This window comes from Flagellimonas sp. 2504JD1-5, from assembly GCF_053618295.1.
Genome location: NZ_JBSIOU010000001.1, coordinates 59,562 through 82,856, shown reverse-complemented (window position 1 = coordinate 82,856; position 23,295 = coordinate 59,562). Strand labels below are relative to the sequence as shown.

Genomic DNA, 23,295 nt, shown 5'->3' with positions numbered 1-23,295 from the left:
TAGTTCCGGGATTTTTGTGGAAATATAGTAAAATCGTTCGACTGTCGTGTGCGAAGCTGTCCTGACTGGGTTGCCGGGTCTCGCATTCGACAGTCTGCCAAGAAGGCCGCCTGTCGGCCGTATCTTGTCGATTTTGCGGTATTGCGAACAAAAATATCGGGGCCAAATTACTTTTAGCCCCTGTTGGTGCACCACGGGGTTTGGATTGTTTGCCCCGTGCTCGGTTTTCCCTCGATGGGCGGCTAAGGGCTGTAATTTGGTTTAGCGGGTCGTTGGAGGACATTTCTTTTGGGGCGGGAGTGCATGGCACGTAGCAACAAAAGTCAGCTTTAGCTGAATGTGCTCCAACGGTTTTGTGTAAGCGTCAGTAACGGGAAAGTGCGCGAGTACTTTCCGCTGACGCACCTAATTTAGCAAAACGAGTTGAATTTCCGATTAGGAAATTCAGCCGTTATTGCGCTTACACGTTGTTGGCAAACGTTTTTTTATTCATTTTATAATGTAAATTCAAGAATCTCATTCCATAAAAATTCAGATTATGGTCAGCTCTTAATACATTTTCTTCGTCTTCGTAAACTCTAATCCATTCGTGCATTGATTTTACAAATCTTGCCCAATATTTACCCTTTCCATTTGTCAGGGTAAAGTAAAATCCATTATCTCCAAATCTTTTCCCATCTGAACAGAGTAGAAGCGAACCATCTTCCTCAACTTTTTTACTCATAACAACTGATGCGTTTCCATTCGGTAATGGAAAAACAACTTTGAGCAATGGTTTATCGTAATTCGGATTTTTACAGGTTGTGTAAATTCCAGAATATATTACATCTTTTGTGCTCTTAATTATTCGATACCAAATTGTCCATTTGGTTTCCTTTGTCTCTTTGTTATTTAATTTGATTATTTCGCTTTTTAGTCCTTTTGCAGTGTCTATTGAATTCAGCGGTAAATTCAGTTGTTGAAGTCGTTTGCTGAAAATCAAATAAAGAAGTTTACCAAATGGTTTGAAAATACCTTTCCATTCACTCCAAACCTCAAAATCATAATCAGAAGTATTTTCGTAAAAATCTGCGACTTTTTTATTCAGGCGATATTGGTCTTGGTCAGAGATTCCAATCTGTTCCATTTTTTCGAGAAGTCCAGAATTCGGTAAGTTTTTTTGAATTTCCAAATTCTCTTTCTCCGCTAATTCAAAAATGAACTTGTCTTTAATTATGTCAGTATTTCCAATAGGTCCAATTAACCACTCAAATTCATCTGGATTTATTCTTTTTCCAGTGGTTTTTACCCACATTTGTGTGATTTTATCTTGTATTGCCATTAAGTAGGTTCAAATGTTTGCTAACGACCCGCTAAACGTAGTTCCGGGATTTTTGTGGAAATATAGTAAAATCGTTCGACTGTCGTGTGCGAAGCTGTCCTGACTGGGTTGCCGGGTCTCGCATTCGACAGTCTGCCAAGAAGGCCGCCTGTCGGCCGTATCTTGTCGATTTTGCGGTATTGGGAACAAAAATATCGGGGCCAAATTACTTTTAGCCCCTGTTGGTGCACCACGGGGTTTGGATTGTTTGCCCCGTGCTCGGTTTTCCCTCGATGGGCGGCTAAGGGCTGTAATTTGGTTTAGCGGGTCGTTGGAGGACATTTCTTTTGGGGCGGGAGTGCATGGCACGTAGCAACAAAAGTCAGCTTTAGCTGAATGTGCTCCAACGGTTTTGGCTATGGTTTCGTTACGGAATGGTACGCGAGTATCATTCCGCCGTAACCATAAATTTAGCAAAAAGGCTTGAAATTCCGACTGCGAACACCGAAGCTTTAGCGTAGGTGTGGAATTTCAGCCGTAATGAACTATAGCCGTTGTTGTGCTTTCGTTATTTTGGCTTTAAATCAGAATATTTACCTTCCATATAATTAATAACCTGTAAAGCCTCTTCCGATAGTTCTTCGAAAAAAAGAGTATTGTATTGACAGGTCTTTAAAATAGACAACAAAAGTTCATATACCTCACTATTATTCAAATATTCTTTAATATATGGATGTGTTAATTTAGAATTTTCATTTTCATATTTAAAGTCTCTCATACTTCCAATAGGAAACGATTTTCTTCTTAAATCCATTCTAACTTGTATAGGAAATTCTTTGAAATTCAAAATTCGAATATCAAAATTCTTATAGAACCTGTCTAACAAGTTTGATAAAGAGTCGTTTTTGAGTAGTATGCTTTCCCCTGAACTTTTTAATTTATCAAATGTATTTAAGTCTCTATCTACAATAAATAATCTTGTTGTTGACCAAAAATTCTTTGTGAATTGGACAGTGTCTTTTAATTGCTTGTTTTCAGATTCGAAAAAAGACAATACATGTTCTGTACCATTATACTGATTTGATAAACTATTTAGTATTAAATCAATATTTGATTTCTCAATTTTTAATTCTTTATATATTTCTTGAATATAATCTTCGCCTTTATTTTCAATTTTACGTTGTTCATTCCAATTATTAATTTGAAGTGCAATTAAAATTCCAAAGACAACAAGAATAATCTCTCCAATAGCATATTTTAGATACTTTCCAGTTTTACCTTCTGAAAGTAAATTTTGTCTAATTTTTCTAAAGAACTTGATCATTTAATATTTTTTTCAATGAGTTTTAATGTGTCATTTAAGTATTCCTCTATTTTTTTATAATTATCCAAAATATAAACAACGTTCAAAGCATTATTGTAAAGTTCATTTTCAAATTCGACTGTCCTTAATGTAGTGTTTTGATCTAATTTGAAATTAGAAGGAGAGACTTGTGGAATGTCAAGTCGTTTCATTAAGAAATCTGGAATGCCTATATTTCTTAAAGTTGTTTTGTCTGTTAACGAAGGAAGAAAAAAATTGAACATATAATCGTAGAAAATTTCAATATCATCTTCCGAGTCTGCTACTATAAATGACCAATTGGAAATATGTTTCCTTAGCTCGACATCTTTAATAATATTAAGTGAACCAGTATTTATAATTTCATCTACTGAGGCAGAATTTAGATCTAAGGAATAAAAACCATTAATAATAGAATTAAGAAGAGCTTCTATCTCTTTGGGCTTTAATTGAATGCTATCTTTAACAATTTCTAGAAGTCTTACAGATGATTTATACGATTCCTCTGTGCCTTCATAAATTCTATTCAATTCGGTAATATTTTCACGAAAATCGGAATGTAAATTCCTTAAAATCGTTTGTTCACGATTATCCTCAATTCTGCTGTTATTCCAGTTGTTTACCTGTAAGGCCAATAGAATGCCTATCATAACGAGAAGGATTTCACCAATGGCATATTTAAAATACTTCCCAGTTTTGTTTTCCATAAGCAAGTTTTGGCGAATTTTTCTAAAGAATTTTATCATTGGTTATTGGTTGGTCAATAATGAAGCACAACGACCCGCTAAACGTAGTTCCGGGATTTTTGTGGAAATATAGTAAAATCGTTCGACTGTCGTGTGCGAAGCTGTCCTGACTGGGTTGCCGGGTCTCGCATTCGACAGTCTGCCAAGAAGGCCGCCTGTCGGCCGTATCTTGTCGATTTTGCGGTATTGCGAACAAAAATATCGGGGCCAAATTACTTTTAGCCCCTGTTGGTGCACCACGGGGTTTGGATTGTTTGCCCCGTGCTCGGTTTTCCCTCGATGGGCGGCTAAGGGCTGTAATTTGGTTTAGCGGGTCGTTGGAGGACATTTCTTTTGGGGCGGGAGTGCATGGCACGTAGCAACAAAAGTCAGCTTTAGCTGAATGTGCTCCAACGTGTTCGTGTATGGTTAGTTGCGTTGGTTAGGACTAAGTTAGTAAACAAAAACGAACCAGAGGAAAATCCGTAGGATTTTCCGAGTGCAAGCTGTACTAGTAATTTACTATACACGTTGTTGCCATTAGTATTTTTCGGTTAATTTTTCAAATCCGTTCATTAAATCAACTAACTTTTGCCTTTCATCTGAACCAGGATATTCCTTTTCAATGTAACTTATTGGTTCATAACTTCCATAAGCAATGTAATTCTTTCCTTGACAGATTTGAAAGTGATAATTCGCTCCATCACTTATTGACATTGATTCAACAGTTCCTTCTTCTTTTCCTTTTTTTTTGGTAATATTTAGTTTGGACTTATCTATTTGGAATTTATTGTCATTTATAGATTCTTGCAAATAATTCCAATAATATTGATATTCTTTTTTCTTAATTCTTTTACGTTTAACTTTAGTTTTTAATTCAGCTGAATTAGGCTGATAAACAACGAACCTTTTCACTTTTCCATCATTTTGATAAACGATAAATTCTGAATTCTGTCCCTTTGACCAATAAGAAGAATAACCAATTTTAACTATTAGAGAATTCTTATCTTCCAACTTTAATAATTCCACATAATTATTTTCCGTTTCCGTTTTTCCTTCCCAATCAATTTTTGGAATTTCAAAACCTTGCGAAAATATTTTCCCAGAGAGTGTTAGAAACAATAATATTAAAGCTCGTTTTTTCATTTTGGTAATTCAACTCAAACGTAAGAAGATATTTTATTACTAGAAATTCAAATTGAGTAAAACAGCTTTTTGGATTAGCTAAATGTTCAATTTTAGCAGTAACTCAATATTAATGGCAACGACCCGCTAAACGTAGTTCCGGGATTTTTGTGGAAATATAGTAAAATCGTTCGACTGTCGTGTGCGAAGCTGTCCTGACTGGGTTGCCGGGTCTCGCATTCGACAGTCTGCCAAGAAGGCCGCCTGTCGGCCGTATCTTGTCGATTTTGCGGTATTGGGAACAAAAATATCGGGGCCAAATTACTTTTAGCCCCTGTTGGTGCACCACGGGGTTTGGATTGTTTGCCCCGTGCTCGGTTTTCCCTCGATGGGCGGCTAAGGGCTGTAATTTGGTTTAGCGGGTCGTTGGAGGACATTTCTTTTGGGGCGGGAGTGCATGGCACGTAGCAACAAAAGTCAGCTTTAGCTGAATGTGCTCCAACGTGTTCGTGTATGGCTCGTGCCGTTTTTCAGCAAGATTAGGTAACACGAAAATTTATTAAACTAAAAGTAATGAATTTTTGTGTTTAGAGAAGGCATGAGCTATACACGTTGTTGTGCTTCTGTTATCTTATTTACATATCATTTTTTGCTAAAAACACGACAGCATTGTCATCGTACTTCATTAAATAAGCCACCTTTTATTTGCTGTTAAGCTCCATATAATCAAAAACCAAATTACACATAGCTTTAACCCCTGTTTTAAATGCACTATCGTCCATAAGGAACTGTGGTGTATGATGGTCTCCAACAGTTTTTAAATCACTGCCTTTGGTTGTTGAACCAACGAAAAAATAAAGTCCTGGCACTTTTTGAGCGAAGTATGAAAAATCCTCTGCCCCAGTAATAGCAGGTATTAGAGTTACGTTCTCCTTTCCTGCAGACTTTTCCAAAGTTGGTAACATCATTTCAGTTAATTTTTCATCATTAAATGTTACTGGATAGCGCAATGAGTAAGGAAGCTCTAATGAAACATCAGCTCTGGCAGCTTTTGCTGTATGTTCTACAATTTCTCTTATTCTCTTAAGTACAAGAGCTTCGTCTTCATCTGTAAACGTTCGTATTGTACCTAGCATTTCGACTTGCTCTGGTATAATATTACTACGATTTCCTCCATTTATGGCGCCTATGGTCACAACTGCGGCATTATCAGTCAATGTTACATTACGACTTACAATGGTTTGTAGATTATTAATAATTTGAGCAGAAACAACAATTGGGTCAATACCAAACCATGGTGAAGAACCATGTGCTGGTGTTCCTTTAACTGTAATTTTCATATCGTTGACGCCCGCCATTATCCCTGCTGGTCTGTAGGTAATTTGTCCAACTTCGGTCAAAGCGTCCATATGTAGCCCAAAAATGACATCAACCTTTGGATTTTCGAGCACGCCCTCCTTCGTCATTAAATATGCTCCACCTTCTTCACCTTCTGGTGGACCCTCCTCGGCTGGTTGAAAAATAAACTTAACTGTTCCTTTTAAATCACTTTTCATTTCTGAAAGTATTTCTGCCACTCCCATTAAAATAGCAACATGCCCATCATGTCCGCAAGCATGCATTACATAAGTTTCTTTGCCGTTGTATGTGGTTTTAACTTTTGAAGCAAATGCTAAGTCGTTTTTCTCTTCAACAGGTAATGCGTCCATATCTGCTCTAAGTGCCACAACAGGTCCAGGTTTATCTCCTTTGAGAATCCCAACAACACCTGTGACTCCTACTTTTGTTTGTACTTCTATGCCAAGCGCCTCTAGATGTTTGGCTACTAGTGCAGCTGTTCGAAATTCGCGATTTCCCAATTCTGGATTTTGGTGGATGTCATGCCGCCAATCTATGACCTTCTGTTCTATCTTATCAGCTGCTTTATTGATAGCTACACTTTGGTCTTTAATTTGTCCTGAAGTGAGAGTTGTATAAAGCATTAAAATAACCGGCAATATTGCTTTTAAAGTGCCTTCAAGTAGTAATCGGTTGGTTTTAATTTTCATTTCTTTATTGTAAATTAATTTCTTCAAAATATTTTATAATCGGTTCGCATTTGGTCATAATGAAGCACAACGACCCGCTAAACGTAGTTCCGGGATTTTTGTGGAAATATAGTAAAATCGTTCGACTGTCGTGTGCGAAGCTGTCCTGACTGGGTTGCCGGGTCTCGCATTCGACAGTCTGCCAAGAAGGCCGCCTGTCGGCCGTATCTTGTCGATTTTGCGGTATTGGGAACAAAAATATCGGGGCCAAATTACTTTTAGCCCCTGTTGGTGCACCACGGGGTTTGGATTGTTTGCCCCGTGCTCGGTTTTCCCTCGATGGGCGGCTAAGGGCTGTAATTTGGTTTAGCGGGTCGTTGGAGGACATTTCTTTTGGGGCGGGAGTGCATGGCACGTAGCAACAAAAGTCAGCTTTAGCTGAATGTGCTCCAACTTGTTTATATGCTGAACTTTCTTGGGCATATACATCCAATTTGGCTGGCTATGCTTAAGTTCTGTGAATTTTCGTTCAGCTTAGTTCTCATTGGATTTAATGGTTTTTAGTAGTGTACAAGATAGAGATTTATAGGTCATCAAATGGATTGTTGATATTTTTAAGGCTGTTTTCTGTGACATGGGTATAGATCATTGTTGTCTTGGGACTATTATGGCCCAGAAGTTCTTGGATATAGCGGATGTCGGTTCCGTTTTCCAATAAATGGGTGGCAAAACTATGTCGTAGCGTGTGAAGCGTCACCTTTTTTTTGACTCCTGCTATCCTAACGGACCTCCTGAGCACACTTTGTGCACTGCTGCTGCTATATTGGTCGTTTCCCTGGCCTTCGAATAGATAGACCTTGGGCCTGAACTCTTTATAATATTTCCTGAGCAGGCACAAAAAACTTGTCGAAAGTAACGTGTACCTGTCTTTTTTTCCCTTGGCACCCTTTATGTGTATAAGCATTCTGTAACTATCAATATCGTTTATTTTCAGGTTGATCGCCTCACCCACCCTTAGACCTCCTGAGTAGATAAGGCACAAAAGGCATTTGTGCTTAAGGTTATGGGTCACTTCCATGATCGCTTTTACCTCATCCTTACTAAGCACAACAGGTAGTTTTTTCTCTTTTCTGGGTCTTGTCAAGTTCAATTTCCCAACGTCCATGTTTTTATAGGCAAGGTATTTTTTAATACCGTTTATGCACTGGTTCTGGTATGAGATGGACTTTCCTTCCTTAACGATAAAATCATAATTGAACGATTCGATCAGCCGCTTTGTATAATCTTTTGCGCCCTTCAATATTGAGTATCTTACAAAAAACCTTGTTACTTCTATATAGGTATTGATTGTGTTATGGCTAAGTCTTTTTTCCTGTAGCCATCTTCTAAATTTCTCTAATTCCTGTTGATTTTCAACCGTAAGGCCTGGTAGTTTGATCTTTCCTTTGTTTGTCTTGGTATTTTTAACTTTGGGGCTGAGCTCACTATAATCAATAAAACAATTTGCCTTTCGTAGATAGTCAAACAGCATTTTTTTGTTGGCTGAAGTCCGTTCGATATAAAATGTCCCATTGGAACCGCATTGTCCAATGCCAGGGAATTTTTTCAGATATGCCGTAAGGCCTTCATCTTTGTCAAAGCTGATGGCAATCTGCTCTTTGCCCTCATGGGTCATGGGAAGGAATAATACTGTTTTCATAAGCAGGCATGTTTATCGCGTTTTTGGAAACTGTTTCGATCCCAACAATTCGACAGGATCATTTTACAAAGTACAAAATCGATTTCAATCTGGTCTTAAACCGTTTTCCGGATACCTGTTTGATTTGGAATCGAATTAGATGGGCAAACACTTTAAACGTATGTTGATAGTTGATTCAAGATGTGTCTTTGTGACCACAAAGACATCTTGTTTTGCTCCCGTAGGTTGCAAAAGAAAACTACACAGTAGGAAAGCACTTAGAGCAGAGAAATGAAAAAGCGAGTGAAACGAAGTTTCACGCTGCAAGCCCAAATCTTACCACTAACTAATTTACTGAGCGAGGCAAAAGTTCCATTTCAAAGCAAAAATGGGTCAACTTTTTATACTATTTATAGGACGTTCAAGAGAAATTGACCCAATTTCTCAAAAAAGACCAACAGAAAATAGAAGCAAGTCTTTCCAATTAGGGCTGAGTAGGAGGAAGCATTGTTTTACTCAAGATTTTCAGGTTTTTACTATAAACTTTTCCTGCGTTTTTAGAGGTTTCCAGAGTTTTTACAGTAAAAAAACAGAAATTACATCAAGAGAATTAATTGATATAAGGCATTGATTCTACAGGCCTTTTGGCCAGAAATTGGACAATGTAGCATCGCTTTAGCGTGCTACCCTCTCGCTATTCCCTTAGCTATTCCCTTAGATTTGTTTTAGTCATTTACATAGAGCTATTTATTAAATAATGGGTTCCATATTCATCTGGCACACTTTTTCAGGGAATAGCCTCGGTGACCGTAAACGGCCATCGACCGGTAAAAAGGGATTAATGGTCCGGAATAAAAATAGATGATGCGCCCTGCTCCGATTTTACTTCACGCTTATCTTCCCGAATGCTATAAAATCGGAACAGGATCCGGCGCAGGTAGTCATGGTATGATTTGGGACATTTTTGATGTTACGATTGTTTTGATTGCCCCTTGCGATTAAACTATTGCAAACTAATAGGGTCTTTTTATGTGCTCTTGATGGATAATGCTCGGTTTGCAAAAGGGAGCGGATTATGGGACATATGATGATTGGCGGCGTATCGGTTTTTATAAACTGCGACCCTAGATTAAAACAAATAGTCCATAAAGATCAAATGAAACTAAAGGACAATAAATTTAATCCACAACTTGAGGAGGGCTGGAATTCTGTACCTATTCTGTACCCATTGCAAAAAAGTAAGGGCCTCAATCTCTTGAAACCCTTGTCTTTGCTAGTAGCGGGAACAGGACTCGAACCTGTGACCTTCGGGTTATGAGCCCGACGAGCTACCTACTGCTCTATCCCGCGATGTATGTTTTAATCGGAATCTAAAACCCGATTTTTTATTTTTTAACTTCCCAAAGGTAAAGTAGGTACTTTATCCTGAGCCATGTCGAAGGATACTGCTCTATCCCGCGATGTGGACGGCAAATATACAACCGTTTTTGGTTTATTTCCAAATTAGTATGGCTTTGATTTGAAAAACAGGTCAAAGTTGATCCCCAAGGACTGAATTTTGCCCGAAATAACTACCTTCGGAACCATGGAACTCATCAACGATTTTTTGGTCAATGCCAATTCATGGGCCAATTGGCCTATGTTCGTCTTGTTAATAGGCGGAGGGGTATTTTTAATTTTCTATTCCAAACTATTGCCATACCGTTTTTTTGGTCATGCAATTGCTATCACCAGAGGCAAATATGACGATAAGAATGCCAAAGGGGATGTAAGCTCATTGCAAGCTTTGTCCGCAGCAGTTGCAGCTACGGTTGGATTGGGAAACATATCTGGAGTTGCCATTGCAATCCATGATGGTGGGCCTGGGGTTGTCTTTTGGATTTGGATGACCGCTTTGATAGGGATGTGCATTAAGTTTTATTCCTGTAGTTTGTCCATTATGTTCCGGGGAGAGGATTCGGAAGGCAAACTGCAAGGAGGCCCAATGTTTTATATCACCAAAGGACTGGGTAAGAAGTATAAGCCTTTGGCCATTTTCTTTTGTTTATCCGGTATTTTCGGATTTTTAGGAGTTTTTACCGCTAATCAATTTACAGAAACCTTTATGAGTGTTGTGCAGCCCGAAGAGAGTCTTATTGCCTTAGGAGGAACAGAGGCCGACCCATTGTTCAATTGGAAGCTCATTGTAGGCATTGTTCTGGCGATAATTTCATCTTTTGTCATTTTTGGGGGGCTTGCAAAAATTGCCAAAGTGGCAACGGCCATAGTGCCTTTTATGGTGATGGTGTATTTGGTGGCCGTAATAGTGGTGATGGCTATGAATGCATCGCAGGTGATTCCGGCATTAAAAATGATTATCACAGAGGCCTGGAATTTTAAAACTGTGGTAACAGGTGGATTTTGGGGACTTGTGATTATTGGAGTTAAACGAGCCATGTTTTCCAATGAAGCTGGTTTGGGTAGTGCGCCCATGTATCACGGTCAATCTAAAAATGATGAACCTATAAGAGAAGGTTTGGTGGCCATGCTGGGTCCGTTTATTGATACGATTTTGGTTTGTACGTTTACCGCAGTGGTAATTATTCTGAGCGGCGCCTATTTGGATGACACTAGCGGAATTGTAATGACGCTTCAAGCTTTTAGAACTACCTTATTTGGTGTTGGGGATGATCTGTTGATGATCATTGTTACGGCCTTTGCACTCTCCACATTATTCACCTATTCTTACTATGGTGTAAAATGCCTTTCCTTTTTGACCAACGCAAAAATTGGCAGGTTTTACAATCATTTTTTTGTAATTCTCATTGTCTTTGCGGCGGTTGCTTCACTGGAACTGGTGAAAAACCTGATAGATTTGTCGTATGCACTTATGGTTATCCCTAATATGATTGCCATATTGTTGTTGGCACCCAAAGTGAATAAGGCCGCTAAAGAGTACTTTTCAAAAAAGAAGCATGAAAAAAAAGCATAAAGCAGGTTTTGTAAACATTATTGGCAACCCCAACGTGGGTAAATCCACTTTGATGAATGCTTTTGTGGGTGAGAAATTGTCTATAATTACGTCCAAGGCGCAGACCACAAGACATCGGATTCTGGGCATTGTGAATGGAGATGATTTTCAAGTTATTCTTTCCGATACTCCGGGAATCATAAAACCAGCGTACGAGTTGCAATCCTCAATGATGGATTTTGTAAAATCGGCTTTTGAAGATGCCGATGTACTGCTTTATATGGTTGAAATTGGTGAAAAGGCTCTAAAAGATGAAGCTTTCTTCAAAAAGATTCAAAGCAGTAAAATACCTGTGTTGTTGCTCCTTAACAAAATAGACACTTCGGAACAGCAAGTGTTGGAAGAACAAATACAACACTGGCAAGGTTTACTTCCCGAAGCGGAAATCCATCCCATTTCGGCATTGGAAAATTTTAATGTAAAAGAAGTCTTTGAAAGGATTCTTGAATTGTTGCCCGAAGGGCCACCATATTATCCCAAGGACCAGTTGACAGATAAACCAGAGCGTTTTTTTGTGAATGAAACCATCCGTGAGAAAATTTTGTTACACTACAAAAAGGAAATCCCATATGCAGTAGAAGTAGAAACCGAGGAATTTATTGAGGATGAGGATATTATCCGTATTCGTTCCCTGATCATGGTAGAACGAGATACGCAAAAGGGAATCATAATCGGTCACAAAGGTAGTGCGCTAAAAAGGGTTGGTGTAGAATCCCGAAAAGACCTCGAAAAATTCTTTGATAAGCAGGTGCATATTGAACTGTATGTGAAGGTGAATAAAAATTGGCGCAGTAATTCCCGTCAGCTTAGGCGTTTTGGGTATAACAAATAACAATTTTTGTCAGGTCGAGCGCAGTCGAGACCTTTTTCATTTTTTCTGAAAATCCGAAATCAAGTCCTTTAAATACGCTTTAAGTTGATTCATTTGAGGTTTTCCTTTGGCTCTTCCCAGCCTTCCAAAGGCGTAAAGGGCAAACCAGATAATCACCAGAAAAACCATTCCAGCAATCCATAGTTTAATATCCTTGCCCAACGAATGGTTGGAATAGGCAAAAGCTACCAGAATAAGGAAAATTGTGCCAACCCCAAAATGCAGAAACATAAAAAATGTCCAAAGGGTAGGGTTGGGTCCAAACACACCATGAATCTTGCTCACTCCTTTTTCAAAGGAGGTAAGTTCCAGATGTAATTGGGGTGTCCAAAAATTGGTTTCTGATTTTTTAAATCGAATGTAAATTTGCTCGTCTAGCCGTTTTACCTGAAAAGGGTCTTTAGCACCTTCATCGAATATAGACTCTAAATGTTCCAATTCAGTGTTTAGGGATAGCTCAAAACGAGGCCGTAAAACAATTTCATTGGGAAGGTCGCTCATAAGTAGTTGACATTGATTGAAAAAGGTATCATTTTTTCTTCATAAATAGTGGTACTTTTGCCAAAATTTGATGCAGATGGGCGCTATTGTTGCCATTGTGGGAAGGCCTAATGTTGGGAAGTCCACTTTTTTTAATCGATTGATACAACGTCGCGAAGCGATTGTTGATGCCGTGAGCGGTGTTACCCGTGACCGCCATTACGGCAAGAGCGATTGGAATGGAAAAGAATTTTCGTTGATTGATACAGGAGGATATGTGGTTGGAAGTGATGATATCTTTGAGCAAGAAATCGATAAACAGGTAGAACTGGCCATAGATGAAGCAGATGCTATAATTTTTATGGTCGATGTGGAATCTGGTGTTACGGGAATGGATGAAGATGTGTCCCGATTACTTCGTAAGGTGGACAAACCCGTGTTTTTGGCAATCAACAAAGTTGACAATGCACAGCGCGAAGCAGATGCCGTGGAATTTTATGCCTTGGGACTAGGAGAATACTATACCCTATCAAGTATCAACGGTAGTGGAACCGGAGAACTATTGGATGCTTTGGCCAAAGTGCTTCCCGATGTTGAGGAAGAGGAGAGTGAGCTTCCTAGATTTGCCGTAGTGGGAAGACCCAATGCTGGAAAATCATCCTTTATAAATGCCCTTATTGGTGAGGACCGTTATATTGTAACCGATATTGCAGGCACTACACGTGATAGTATCGATACCAAATACAATCGATTTGGTTTTGAGTTCAACTTGGTGGATACGGCAGGAATCAGAAGAAAAGCAAAGGTAAAGGAAGATTTGGAGTTTTACTCCGTAATGCGTTCCGTTAGGGCCATTGAGCATTGTGATGTCTGTATTTTGCTTTTGGACGCCACCCGCGGATTTGATGGACAGGTGCAGAACATTTTTTGGTTGGCACAACGAAACAACAAAGGCATCGTCATCTTGGTGAACAAATGGGATTTGGTAGAAAAAGAGACCAATTCTGTGAAGGAGTACACCCAAAAAATCAAAAAAGTCATTGAACCTTTTGTTGATGTTCCCATTCTTTTTATTTCAGTATTGACCAAGCAGCGTATTTTCAAAGCTATTGAAACGGCTGTTGATGTCTATAAAAACCGTTCAAAAAAGATTGTTACGCGTAAGCTGAACGACATTATGCTTCCCATTATTGAGCATACCCCTCCGCCAGCATATAAAGGAAAATATGTAAAAATCAAGTTCTGCACACAATTACCTTCGCATTATCCGCAATTTGCTTTTTTCTGTAATCTACCTCAATATGTGAGGGAACCATATAAGCGTTTTTTGGAAAACAAACTAAGGGAGAACTTTGATTTTAGTGGAGTGCCCATTACCATCTTTATGCGGAAGAAGTAAGGTTTATGGTATGTTAGGTGAAAGGTTGAAGTTGTCACTTCGAGCGCAGTCGAGAAGTCTTAATCAACCAATTGACTACACCTGACTTGAACAGTACTTTTAAATACCTAAAACTATCAGTTTTCGGCAGCCATTTGTACATTCAAATTTTGTTGGATTCTGTTCCCTTCATCATCAACCGCGGTTAATCTGTAGCTCCCAAGTTGGGTTTCAACAATCAATTCGTGAAAATTTGTGGTGGAACCCAGATAGGTTTCATCCAAATACCAATGCACCATACTTTCTCGCTGCTGATGTGCCAGTTTAAATATGATTTCCTTTGAAGTTTTTCCCAAATCTCGTGGTAAAAGAATCTCTTCATTCCTTTTTGGATAGATGAATTCCATCAATTGCTTTTCCTCAGCATGGCATCCTTCAAAAAAAGGAGGTAAACTTTTATAATTGGGATGGGAATTGGCATAATAATATTCGACCACAGTGGGTAAGCTGAACCAGTTTTTTTGTGCCATGTTTTCCAAAGGATAACAATTTGAATTCACCCTAAACTCCTCATTTTTATCTAAAAATAGTTGATGATGATATGGGCACTGTTTGCTTCTGGTTCCTTTTATGGGGAGCAATTCTTTCTGAATAACATCACAAAATGTTGAAGCCCTAAACCCGCTTTCCTTGCAAATTTCCAATTCCATCAAATCATCATAAGGTTCCTGAAACCACCCACTTTGTGGCAGGGCATCTAGAACATCAAAAAGTAGAGGGGCAGCGGCAGTGATTCCAGTGAGGCCTGGTCTGCCTTCTCCATCAGCATTTCCAACCCAGATACCAATGGCATGTTTTGGGGTAACTCCCACTGCCCAGGCATCTTTAAACCCAAAACTGGTCCCTGTTTTCCACGCAATGGCTTGCGACGAATCAAAAAACTGCCAATTTTCATCCCCTTCGGGGCGATTCACTTCTCGCAACGATTTAAAAGTGTGGTATAGTGACCCCGCATTCAAAATTGGTGATTCGAATTGTTCTTCACCAAAATCAATTTCACTTTCCTGTAAATAGCTGGGTTCTATAAATTCATTGGTGCGATACGTACTGGAATTTGATAAAAAATAGTTTAGGGTCGATGCTGCTGAGGCATACGTTTTGGTAATGTCCCACAAAGAACCTTCCGCACCTCCCAAAATAAGGGGAAGGCCATAGTGACCGGCAGGTCTGTTCAACGACCTTAGGTTCATTTTGTGGAGCTGGTTGTAGAATTTTTGAAGTCCATATTGCCGTAGCAGTCGAACCGCGGGTACATTCAACGAACGGGAAAGTGCTCGGCTTGCAGGTACGGCACCTGCATATTTTTTGTTGAAGTTTTGAGGGTTGTACCCATTGATTACGGTTGGAATATCCTTTACCAAACTATTGGGTAGTAATTGGCCCTCATGCAACAGCGAGGCAAATAAAAATGGTTTTAAGGTGCTTCCAGTGCTTCTCTTTTTGGTGATAATGTCCACATAATTTCCATGAGCCCTTATGGTTGGAGAATTGCCAACATAGCAAAGCACTTTTCTTGTTTCCACATCCAAAACCAAAATGGAAAGGTTATAGATTTCATTGCTTTTTAATTGATTGTAATGACGTTCCGCCAGAATATTTACCTGATTTTGCAGATGCCTATCAATAGAAGATTTTATGCGCTTTCCAGGATGTTCTTTTTTTATCCGCTCTGTAAGGTGGGGGGCACTATTGGGTAAAGGACGTGGTTTTTTCGGCAAGGGCTCCAAAATGGCAAGCTCGTAGGTGGTTTCGTCGATGTATTCTTTGTCCCAAAGTTTTTTGAGCAAGCGATTCCGTTTTTCCATTAAGATTTGTTCGTTCCGTCCCGGAAAAATCAAAGATGGGGCATTGGGCAATACCGCCAAAGTTGCCGATTGTCCCCAGCTCAATTCTTGTGCAGGAATACCAAAATACCGCCAGGAAGCTGTTTCCAACCCAACTACATTACCACCATAGGGAGTATGCGTAGCATACAGTTTTAAGATTTCATCTTTGGAATATCTGAATTCCAATCGGGTGGCCAAAAAAAGCTCAATACATTTTTCAAAATAGGTTCGAGACTTGTTTTTTCTGCTCAACCTGATTACCTGTTGGGTTATGGTACTACCTCCCCTTCGGGTATCCTTGGTCAGGTTATGTTTTATGGCGTTGAAGATGGAGATTGGGTTGAATCCAGGATGTTGGTAGAAATATTCATCTTCAAATAACAGTACACTTTGCTTGAAACGCTCGGGTATGGAATCCATTTGCGGAAAACGCCATTGCCCGTCATCGGCAATTCGGGCACCAATCAAAATCCCATCGGAACTGGTGACTACGGTTGAGGTCGGTTCCCCAAACAAAGTTTTGGGCAAACAGAACAACCATATCAAAAAGAAAAGCAGCGATAAGCCAATTTTGATTTTATGCCGTTGTATTGTGATATAGATTCTGTTAAAAGTCATTGATTCGTAGTGAATTGGTTCAAAAAGACACCCCTAAAGTCCCCTCAAGGGGACAATTCTAATCAGTGAAATTCCTCCCTTGGGGGAGGAGTAAGGAGGGTGTTCATAAAATCATCTTACTACTTTAATCCATTTTCCTTTGTTTCTAGCATGGTAATTATCATCATACATGGCTTCAACTTGTGACCCGGGCAGATAATATTCACCTAAGAAAGAAGCATTCAATTTTACAATGAATGTTTTGGATTTTTTGCCAGCCAAGTCAAAATAGAAATGGGTTCGGTCGTCACGCACATCAATGTATTCAGCTTTGCTTGAATTGGAGTCTGATGTTCCTGCATAAGATGTATCCACAATTTCCCATCCACTGGGGACAATCTGGGTCAGGGCCAAATTATCAATATAATCGTTAGAACTATTGAAAATCGTCAATTTCGCTTGCAACTCTGTTCCTTGACGCAATTGTGAAACATCGATATGGTTTCCAACCGCATCAAGGTAATCAACAGATAACCTTAAATTTTTAGCTTGGGCCAATTCTTGCCCCACGGGAAGCTTTCCACTTTGCACCAAAGTGGCATAAATGGTGTTGTTTTGATTGTTTTTTACCTGAATTTCTTCTCTTGCCCCTGAAATAACAAGATTGCGCTGTGCGATGGCTCTATCCGTTTTTACCACAACCTCTTTTCCATTATTGGTAAAAGTAAGGTCAAGGGATTTGCCGCCGTTTTTTGCCACCATTTTGGCCATTGCCAATAGCGCATACGATGTTTCTTGCGTGCTATACCATCTTTGGGAGGAAAGATTCTTGGCCAGGGAAATGGCCAAATCACGTTGCTGGGAATCCCCAAGAATTACCATAGTTTCCAAGGCCATGGCTCGATTTCTGAAAACAGAACCATAGGTTCTATAATTATAGGAATTCGGTTCAAAGTCAATATTGGCGATTCGAGCCAATTCTTTTGCCACCTCTTTTTTGCCAACCAGTGCATAAGCCGCAGCCAATCGCCATTTGGCTTCATTGCTTAAATTTTTTGCCTCTCGGAGACGGTTCATGGCGGCTAACTCTGGTTGTTGGGCCAAGGCCAAAGTGTACAAACGGTACGCCTGGGCCATATCGTCATTATAGCGACTTTGTTGATTGCTCCATTGACGAGCGGTATTTTTCTGATAGCGCAACCAATTGCTCAAAAATGTTAAAGGCAATTGATATCCTTTTTGTTTGGCCTCTAACATAAAGTGACCCGCGTAAGAGGTGCCCCAATCATCTGCTCCGCTATACCCTGGCCAATAGCTTAGGCCACCACCGGAAGTTTGGAAATTGTTCAGCCTTTTAATTGCTGCTTTAATGTTCTTTTCTGCCTCTTTTTTCTTATCGAAAGTGATATCGAGTACATCATCCAAAAACAATTGTGGGAATGCAGCGGAGGTGGTTTGCTCTACACAGCCATGTGGATACTGCAATAGATATTCCATCCGTTTGGAGAAATCCATGGGAGGGAGGGTTGAAAACTCGATTGTGGCTGTATTGGTACCCGAGGTTCCAAAAGTTTCCATGGATATGGATTCGGATTGATTCGCATCTAAAGTGTACAAGGTGCTTTTAGTGGTAACCGGATTTGGATTTTCTACGTCAATTTCAATTTCATTGCTGGCGCTTTCCCCTGCTCCCGCCGCGGATACCTTTATGTTCTGAAAAGATCTGGTTGGATTTACTTTAAAATCAAAATTCACAATTTGCTCGCCCACGGCATCGAAAGTGATATTTTTGGAAGTTGCCCCTAAAGGTTCCAAAGCGTTGCCGGCTTCAATGGAAACCCTCACATTTTTCACCTTTTTTTCCATGGCAAATACAGTAACGGGAATGGTCACTTTTTCACCTGGAGACAATTTTCTGGGCAAAGATGTCAATACCATTAATGGTTTTCTGACCGGAGTGGTTTTTTCAGTGTTGCCGTAGGCACTATTTTGATTTCCGGCAATGAGCATGGTACGAACCGAGCCGACATAATTGGGCATGTTTATCGTGTGAGATGCTTTTTCCCCAGCCTTCAAATTAAATGGACCCAAATAGCTGACCACGGGCTTAAAACGCTGCGCTTTTCGGTTTTTTGCCCCTTCGCCAACACCACCACCGCCAATCTCATAAATGTTGTCAACACTGATGGAATAGGCTCCCATGACATCATCAAAAATGTCAAAGGTTTTAACTCCCAATGCTTGTCTCGCATAAAATGAACCGTGGATATCCGGGGTTTTGAATCGTGTAAGGTCTAATAAACCTTCATCTACCACGGCCAAAGAATAGGTCATGGGTTTGTTGTTGGTTTCAGATACACTTACTTTAAATGAAGTTTCTGGCTGCAATACTTCTGGCATTTGTAGCTCTGGATTGAGATGCGTAGCCGGATTTTCCACTAATAAGGGTACTACTCCATAAAGACGGATGGGAAGGTCGTTGGCGACCTGTCCATGAGGCTGCAATAGCGAAATGTTGATATATGCATTAGGTGCCATTTCTGCGGATATAGGAATAGTTGCTTTGGTTTCTTTTGCCGAGGTTTCAATCCATTGCTGTGATAGCACTTCGGAACCATTTTCAATGCTGAGCAACGCTCTACCACCACGGTCTGAAGGAAAAGTGACCACGGCCTCTTCTCCCAAAGAGTATTTTTCTTTGTCCGCTGAAAAAACCAGGATTTTTGAACTTTCAGAATCTCCGGAAGCTGGTCTTCTCCACCAATTTCTGTAAAAATAGGCGGTGCGACCAGTTGCATGGCCGGAGGCTTCATCAATAACCCGAATCAAAAAACGTCCACCGTCGTCATCAGGAATGTTTACTTTAAAACTGCCTTTCCCATTGCTTGCCGTGGTAACGGACATTTCTTTGTAGGGTCTATGGACCGTTGCATTTTCATAACGGGAGAGATTGTCTCGACCTCGGTTCCACCACCAACGCCATTCAATCTTAAAGATTTGCACTTTTAATTTTCGATTTCCAACAGCTTTCCCATCGGCATTTACACTTGCTACATCGAATTCGGTGTTTTCATCGGTTAAAAAGGAACCATATCTACGCGCTTTTGGGGAACGAAGCCCGACAAAATGAGTAAATGGAGCCAACTTTTTAGAAAATACATCGATAGAGAAGTCACCCCCACCTTCAAAAACTTTCGTGGTAAACGTGGCCTGGAGCATTCCGGGCGCATTTCCATTTATGTTGATTTTTTCGTTGATATTGAGAATCCCATTATCATCCAATTTGGATTGGATAAATTGATTTTCAATCTCGTTGAACGTACGCACGGGATCTTGGAAGGTGTAATCTTTAAACTTTGGAAACGCCGAAGAAGCATTTTTTATGTTGGCATTGATGTCAATCTTAAGATTACGTGCTGGGGCACCGTGCAACCATTGCACTTTGGCTTGGCCAATATTGTTTTTGTTTGCTTTTAGGATTTCATCTTCAAAAGAGAAATCAACCTTAAGTCGATTGGGTTTTATGGTGGCAATTTTTAAACTCTTGTTGTATTCGGCACCGCCCACAATGATTTTGGCATTCCAAGTGCCTGTTGGGTCTTCAGGTTTTGTGGGGATTGGGAAGTAATAAAAATCTTTTTCTCTTTTAGCATAAAGCCCCTCTTCAATATGCAGTGAGCCTTCTTTGAGCACATTTCTTTGGACGAGCTTTCCACGGGCATCATTGACTTCTAAAGTAACAGGGTGGTCTTCTGGAATGGGATTGCTCCGATCATTCAAAACAAAGGTCAAATGCACAGTGTCGCCGGGACGGTGCACCCCTCGCTCGGTATACATGAAACCTTGTAACCCATTTTGCAAAGTTTCACCGGAGACATCAAACTTGCTTAAAGAAAGTGCGTTTCCATCTGCTAACTTTGCGTAAGCGAAATTGTTGTTTTTCTCTGCAATGGCGAAGGCCGCCCTTTTCTCACTATCAAAAATTCCAAACCCTGAAACATCGGTGGTGATTTCGCCCAACGGTTGCTGTTGGTAATTATACAATTTAATGGTTGTGTTGGCCTCAGGCTTAGTAGTGAGCAAATTGGTTGCAGCAAAATGATAGGAACGATTGTTCCCTTTTTTCACGATCAATCCTAAATCACTTCCAAGAAGATTGGTAGTTATCAATCGGTTATCGTTGTAATAGGCAGTATGGCATGGGTTGTCCCGTTCTTCCCAATTCCAATCATAGTTTCTCCAATTATAGATTTCATTGTCCCAATAACGTTCTTCCTGGGTGTCATCATGAGTGGATATCGCGATGTCCTCTAAAATCCCTTCGGAATCACCTGCATCATCACAATCATATGTGGTGTGTTCTTTTTTAAAGCTAAACTCAACCCGATACAGGGACCCTGGGTTCACCTTGATCAATTGGGAAAGATCCAGCGCATGTGCCTTCCAATAGCTCGTATTTTCGGCTCCTTTTTCAGAAAGTGGAATCACTTTATAGGCCACCCTTCGTCCAACCGTCCTTAAATCGGTATTGTATTTTTGTGTTAGATTATTGTTTTGTAAAAACTGCAACATATTATTTTCAAAGACCTGAATCACCCTTACTTCAACAGCAGAAAGGTTTACGGTTTCAAAATAAATAGGTGTTGAAGCTGCGTTCGGGAGAATGGTACCTTTGGAAATGAGCCGCACAGCTGGTTTCAATTGCTCAAAGGACACCAATTCAGAAAATTGATTTTTCAAGGTGAAACCATATTCACTTTTGATGCCCTCAAAAACATTGACCCGTACTTCGCCAAGAATTCGGTTGGAAGGATAAACTTTCAATAAATTTCCATCAATTTCATAGCGCAGATTTTGCGCATTTTCGATAGTAACGAGGCCATTTAGATTCTGATTTTGTTTTAACGGTTCTGAAAAATTCAGAGTAAGTGCCGCATTGGGTGATGATGCGGTCTTAGCGTCCACTACCACAAATTTGTTCAATCCCGGGATGGTATATTTTTCCTCCCCTTCATTGTCAATGCCAAAATCCTTTCCACTCCAGCGTATTGTTAACTCGCTATCTTCGGACTTGCGTGAAATGCTATCTATTTTAAAGCTAAAATATTGGGCATTTTCCTCGTTTCCATCCCATTTTATAGGAATTTCTTTGTCACCTTGTTTTACTGAAAGCACCTCGTTTAATTTTGAAGCGTCCACAATATCAGATGCATTTAAGGTCCCAGAAAGGTACTGCCAATCTTTGCTGTACGATTGTAAATTGCCGAGAGTAATCTTGAAATTTGGAGTGATGGTCTTGAAACTGAAGGTGTATTCTTTAAAATCACGATCAATGTCCTCAAAAAGCTTGTTCAATGCCAAACTCACCACATACTCCGTATCCGGCTTTAAATATTCTGAAGGTTGAAATACAAGCTCTCTTCCATTTTCAATGGCGAGTTTCCCTTCCACTTTTGGAGATATTTTCAAATATTCCGAAGGAAGCTCTTGGGTAAGCTCAAACTGATTTAATTGTTTAGCAAGAACAATGGTGATCGGGGTAGAAATACTTTGGTTGCCATGGGTATGATAGCTGATATAATCTTTGAACTTAAAAAGATTGTCTGTTTCTGATTCTGGGGCTTTCTTTTTACAAGAAACGGATAAGACAACAAGCGAAAAAAGGAATATTCGAAGATAATGAGACATGCCAAATGGGAATTAATTAAAACTGTAATTTAACCACGGACAAGATAGCTTAAAAATGGATTGAGGGGGCTTGGGAGTTTATGAAACACCCATAAAGATTTACGGATGGTTTGGGATTGTTGGATTGAACCTTATGAAATATTTATGATTTGAGACAAAGTATCTAGCTCTTAAAATTGATAAATTGAAACCATCAACAATTAAAACTTAAACAGCCATGATGCGCAATTTTCTCCTTTTATTTTTTACAGCAAGTATTTTTTGTACAGTAAATGCCCAAGAATCGGATTATCAATTGATAGAGAAAACTTTAAATTATTATATGGAGGGTGGATCTAACAGAGATTTCGAGACCTTGAAAAAGGCATTTCATGAAACGGCAACCATGAAATACATTACCAAGGAGGGGTACAAAGAAGTAAACGCCCTTGAATTTTTCAGCGGAATGAAACCAGGGTCAAGGGTGGATAGGGTCAACCGTATTGCAGACATCACTATCTCCGGTCATGCAGCCAACGCCAGACTGGAACTACAGTATCCAGACTTCACCTTTGTTGATTTCATGAACCTTTTAAAGATTGATGGGGAATGGAAAATAGTGAACAAGATTTTTTATAGAAGAACAGACAAGTCAAAAAAAGAATAAGAAATACTAAAAATTCAAGGTTATAAGGTTGTATGGATTTTCAACCGTAGCCTCATCAATTTTGAGACTTTTGATTCTTGGGATACCACCACAACACCCATCTGAAGATGAATTTTCAATTGCCACAGTGATGTCCGTGGTATATTCATTTCCAATATTCAAGGTGAATTCGTAAATGATTTCTTGCCAATCAAAACTACTTATGGCCAATACATGGATGTTTTCAGCGCCTAGATTGACCTCATTTGTGGTCCATTCGGTTTGACTTGGATAAGTTCCAGAAAGTGAAATGTCTTGGGTTGTATATATTCCTTCTCCAAAAACATTTTCGCCATTTGCCAAAACCTCAAAAACTAGACTGGGCGGTCCAGCACATAGTACTGTGCTGCAGTCTACATCAGTTTCATTACAACTTAAAATAATTGATGCCATTAAAGTGTGAAGGATAAATCTTCGCAAAGCCATTATCTTTTTTGATGTAGATGGTTTTCTTCATGATGGTTGCCTTTGTAACGTGATTTTTTTGAAATAGTTGTGCAACA

At 39.7% G+C, this 23,295-nt stretch carries 14 protein-coding genes and 1 tRNA gene; 4 read left to right on the top strand and 11 right to left on the bottom strand.

The annotated features are described in order from the left end of the window. Positions 1-460: 460 nt before the first annotated feature. The 7 genes from ACULLG_RS00355 to ACULLG_RS00325 form a co-directional block, all read right to left on the bottom strand. Positions 461-1,321, bottom strand: coding sequence for a hypothetical protein (locus ACULLG_RS00355; protein WP_452124775.1), 861 nt, complete (start codon positions 1,319-1,321; stop codon positions 461-463). 547 nt (positions 1,322-1,868) lie between these two features. Next, the gene (locus ACULLG_RS00350) at positions 1,869-2,624 is read right to left on the bottom strand and encodes a DUF6090 family protein (protein WP_452124774.1); all 756 of its coding nucleotides are present in this window, start codon (positions 2,622-2,624) and stop codon (positions 1,869-1,871) included. Beyond that, the gene (locus ACULLG_RS00345) at positions 2,621-3,349 is read right to left on the bottom strand and encodes a DUF6090 family protein (protein WP_452124773.1); all 729 of its coding nucleotides are present in this window, start codon (positions 3,347-3,349) and stop codon (positions 2,621-2,623) included. The genes ACULLG_RS00350 and ACULLG_RS00345 overlap by 4 nt, the downstream gene beginning before the upstream one ends. Before the next feature lie 558 nt (positions 3,350-3,907). Then, positions 3,908-4,513 carry a hypothetical protein gene (locus tag ACULLG_RS00340; protein ID WP_452124772.1) on the bottom strand — a complete coding sequence of 202 codons (606 nt, stop codon included), beginning with the start codon at positions 4,511-4,513 and terminating at the stop codon, positions 3,908-3,910. A gap of 680 nt (positions 4,514-5,193) precedes the next feature. Further along, the gene (locus ACULLG_RS00335; RefSeq protein ID WP_452124771.1) at positions 5,194-6,567 is read right to left on the bottom strand and encodes an amidohydrolase; all 1,374 of its coding nucleotides are present in this window, start codon (positions 6,565-6,567) and stop codon (positions 5,194-5,196) included. 535 nt (positions 6,568-7,102) lie between these two features. Then, positions 7,103-8,218, bottom strand: a complete 1,116-nt coding sequence (locus ACULLG_RS00330) for a tyrosine-type recombinase/integrase (protein ID WP_452124770.1) — start codon at positions 8,216-8,218, stop codon at positions 7,103-7,105. A gap of 1,256 nt (positions 8,219-9,474) precedes the next feature. Further along, positions 9,475-9,547: transfer RNA gene (locus ACULLG_RS00325), tRNA-Met, on the bottom strand. 235 nt (positions 9,548-9,782) lie between these two features. Here ACULLG_RS00325 and ACULLG_RS00320 point away from each other — a divergent pair. Next, positions 9,783-11,168, top strand: coding sequence for an alanine/glycine:cation symporter family protein (locus tag ACULLG_RS00320; RefSeq protein ID WP_452126513.1), 1,386 nt, complete (start codon positions 9,783-9,785; stop codon positions 11,166-11,168). Continuing rightward, positions 11,152-12,039 carry a GTPase Era gene (gene era / locus ACULLG_RS00315; protein WP_452124769.1) on the top strand — a complete coding sequence of 296 codons (888 nt, stop codon included), beginning with the start codon at positions 11,152-11,154 and terminating at the stop codon, positions 12,037-12,039. The genes ACULLG_RS00320 and era overlap by 17 nt, the downstream gene beginning before the upstream one ends. Before the next feature lie 36 nt (positions 12,040-12,075). Here the strand turns inward: era and ACULLG_RS00310 are convergent, their stop codons facing one another. Beyond that, positions 12,076-12,579 (bottom strand): GTP-binding protein, encoded by a 504-nt coding sequence (locus ACULLG_RS00310; protein WP_452124768.1) that lies wholly within the window; start codon positions 12,577-12,579, stop codon positions 12,076-12,078. A 76-nt stretch (positions 12,580-12,655) separates the two neighbouring features. Between ACULLG_RS00310 and der the strand changes: the two genes are divergently transcribed. After that, positions 12,656-13,957, top strand: coding sequence for a ribosome biogenesis GTPase Der (gene der / locus ACULLG_RS00305; protein WP_452124767.1), 1,302 nt, complete (start codon positions 12,656-12,658; stop codon positions 13,955-13,957). Positions 13,958-14,073: 116 nt separating this feature from the next. Here der and pbpC read toward each other — a convergent pair whose 3' ends face one another. Further along, complete coding sequence (gene pbpC, locus ACULLG_RS00300; RefSeq protein WP_452124766.1) at positions 14,074-16,440, bottom strand: penicillin-binding protein 1C; 2,367 nt, start codon at positions 16,438-16,440, stop codon at positions 14,074-14,076. Positions 16,441-16,551: 111 nt separating this feature from the next. Next, positions 16,552-22,107 (bottom strand): alpha-2-macroglobulin family protein, encoded by a 5,556-nt coding sequence (locus ACULLG_RS00295; protein WP_452124765.1) that lies wholly within the window; start codon positions 22,105-22,107, stop codon positions 16,552-16,554. Between the two features lie 217 nt (positions 22,108-22,324). Between ACULLG_RS00295 and ACULLG_RS00290 the strand changes: the two genes are divergently transcribed. Beyond that, positions 22,325-22,753: a nuclear transport factor 2 family protein gene (locus ACULLG_RS00290; protein WP_452124764.1), complete on the top strand. Its 429-nt coding sequence runs from the start codon at positions 22,325-22,327 to the stop codon at positions 22,751-22,753. A gap of 6 nt (positions 22,754-22,759) precedes the next feature. Here the strand turns inward: ACULLG_RS00290 and ACULLG_RS00285 are convergent, their stop codons facing one another. After that, positions 22,760-23,185: a hypothetical protein gene (locus ACULLG_RS00285; RefSeq protein ID WP_452124763.1), complete on the bottom strand. Its 426-nt coding sequence runs from the start codon at positions 23,183-23,185 to the stop codon at positions 22,760-22,762. Positions 23,186-23,295 lie beyond the last annotated feature (110 nt).

Bases quoted from the DNA above. Each gene is read 5' to 3' on its own strand.
- der (WP_452124767.1), top strand. From the start codon at position 12,656: ATGGGCGCTATTGTTGCCATTGTGGGAAGGCCTAATGTTGGGAAGTCC.
- ACULLG_RS00295 (WP_452124765.1), bottom strand. From the start codon at position 22,107: ATGTCTCATTATCTTCGAATATTCCTTTTTTCGCTTGTTGTCTTATCC.
- pbpC (WP_452124766.1), bottom strand. From the start codon at position 16,440: ATGACTTTTAACAGAATCTATATCACAATACAACGGCATAAAATCAAA.
- ACULLG_RS00330 (WP_452124770.1), bottom strand. From the start codon at position 8,218: ATGAAAACAGTATTATTCCTTCCCATGACCCATGAGGGCAAAGAGCAG.
- ACULLG_RS00345 (WP_452124773.1), bottom strand. From the start codon at position 3,349: ATGGAAAACAAAACTGGGAAGTATTTTAAATATGCCATTGGTGAAATC.
- ACULLG_RS00340 (WP_452124772.1), bottom strand. From the start codon at position 4,513: ATGAAAAAACGAGCTTTAATATTATTGTTTCTAACACTCTCTGGGAAA.
- ACULLG_RS00350 (WP_452124774.1), bottom strand. From the start codon at position 2,624: ATGATCAAGTTCTTTAGAAAAATTAGACAAAATTTACTTTCAGAAGGT.
- ACULLG_RS00290 (WP_452124764.1), top strand. From the start codon at position 22,325: ATGATGCGCAATTTTCTCCTTTTATTTTTTACAGCAAGTATTTTTTGT.
- ACULLG_RS00285 (WP_452124763.1), bottom strand. From the start codon at position 23,185: ATGGCATCAATTATTTTAAGTTGTAATGAAACTGATGTAGACTGCAGC.
- ACULLG_RS00320 (WP_452126513.1), top strand. From the start codon at position 9,783: ATGGAACTCATCAACGATTTTTTGGTCAATGCCAATTCATGGGCCAAT.
- ACULLG_RS00310 (WP_452124768.1), bottom strand. From the start codon at position 12,579: ATGAGCGACCTTCCCAATGAAATTGTTTTACGGCCTCGTTTTGAGCTA.
- ACULLG_RS00355 (WP_452124775.1), bottom strand. From the start codon at position 1,321: ATGGCAATACAAGATAAAATCACACAAATGTGGGTAAAAACCACTGGA.
- era (WP_452124769.1), top strand. From the start codon at position 11,152: ATGAAAAAAAAGCATAAAGCAGGTTTTGTAAACATTATTGGCAACCCC.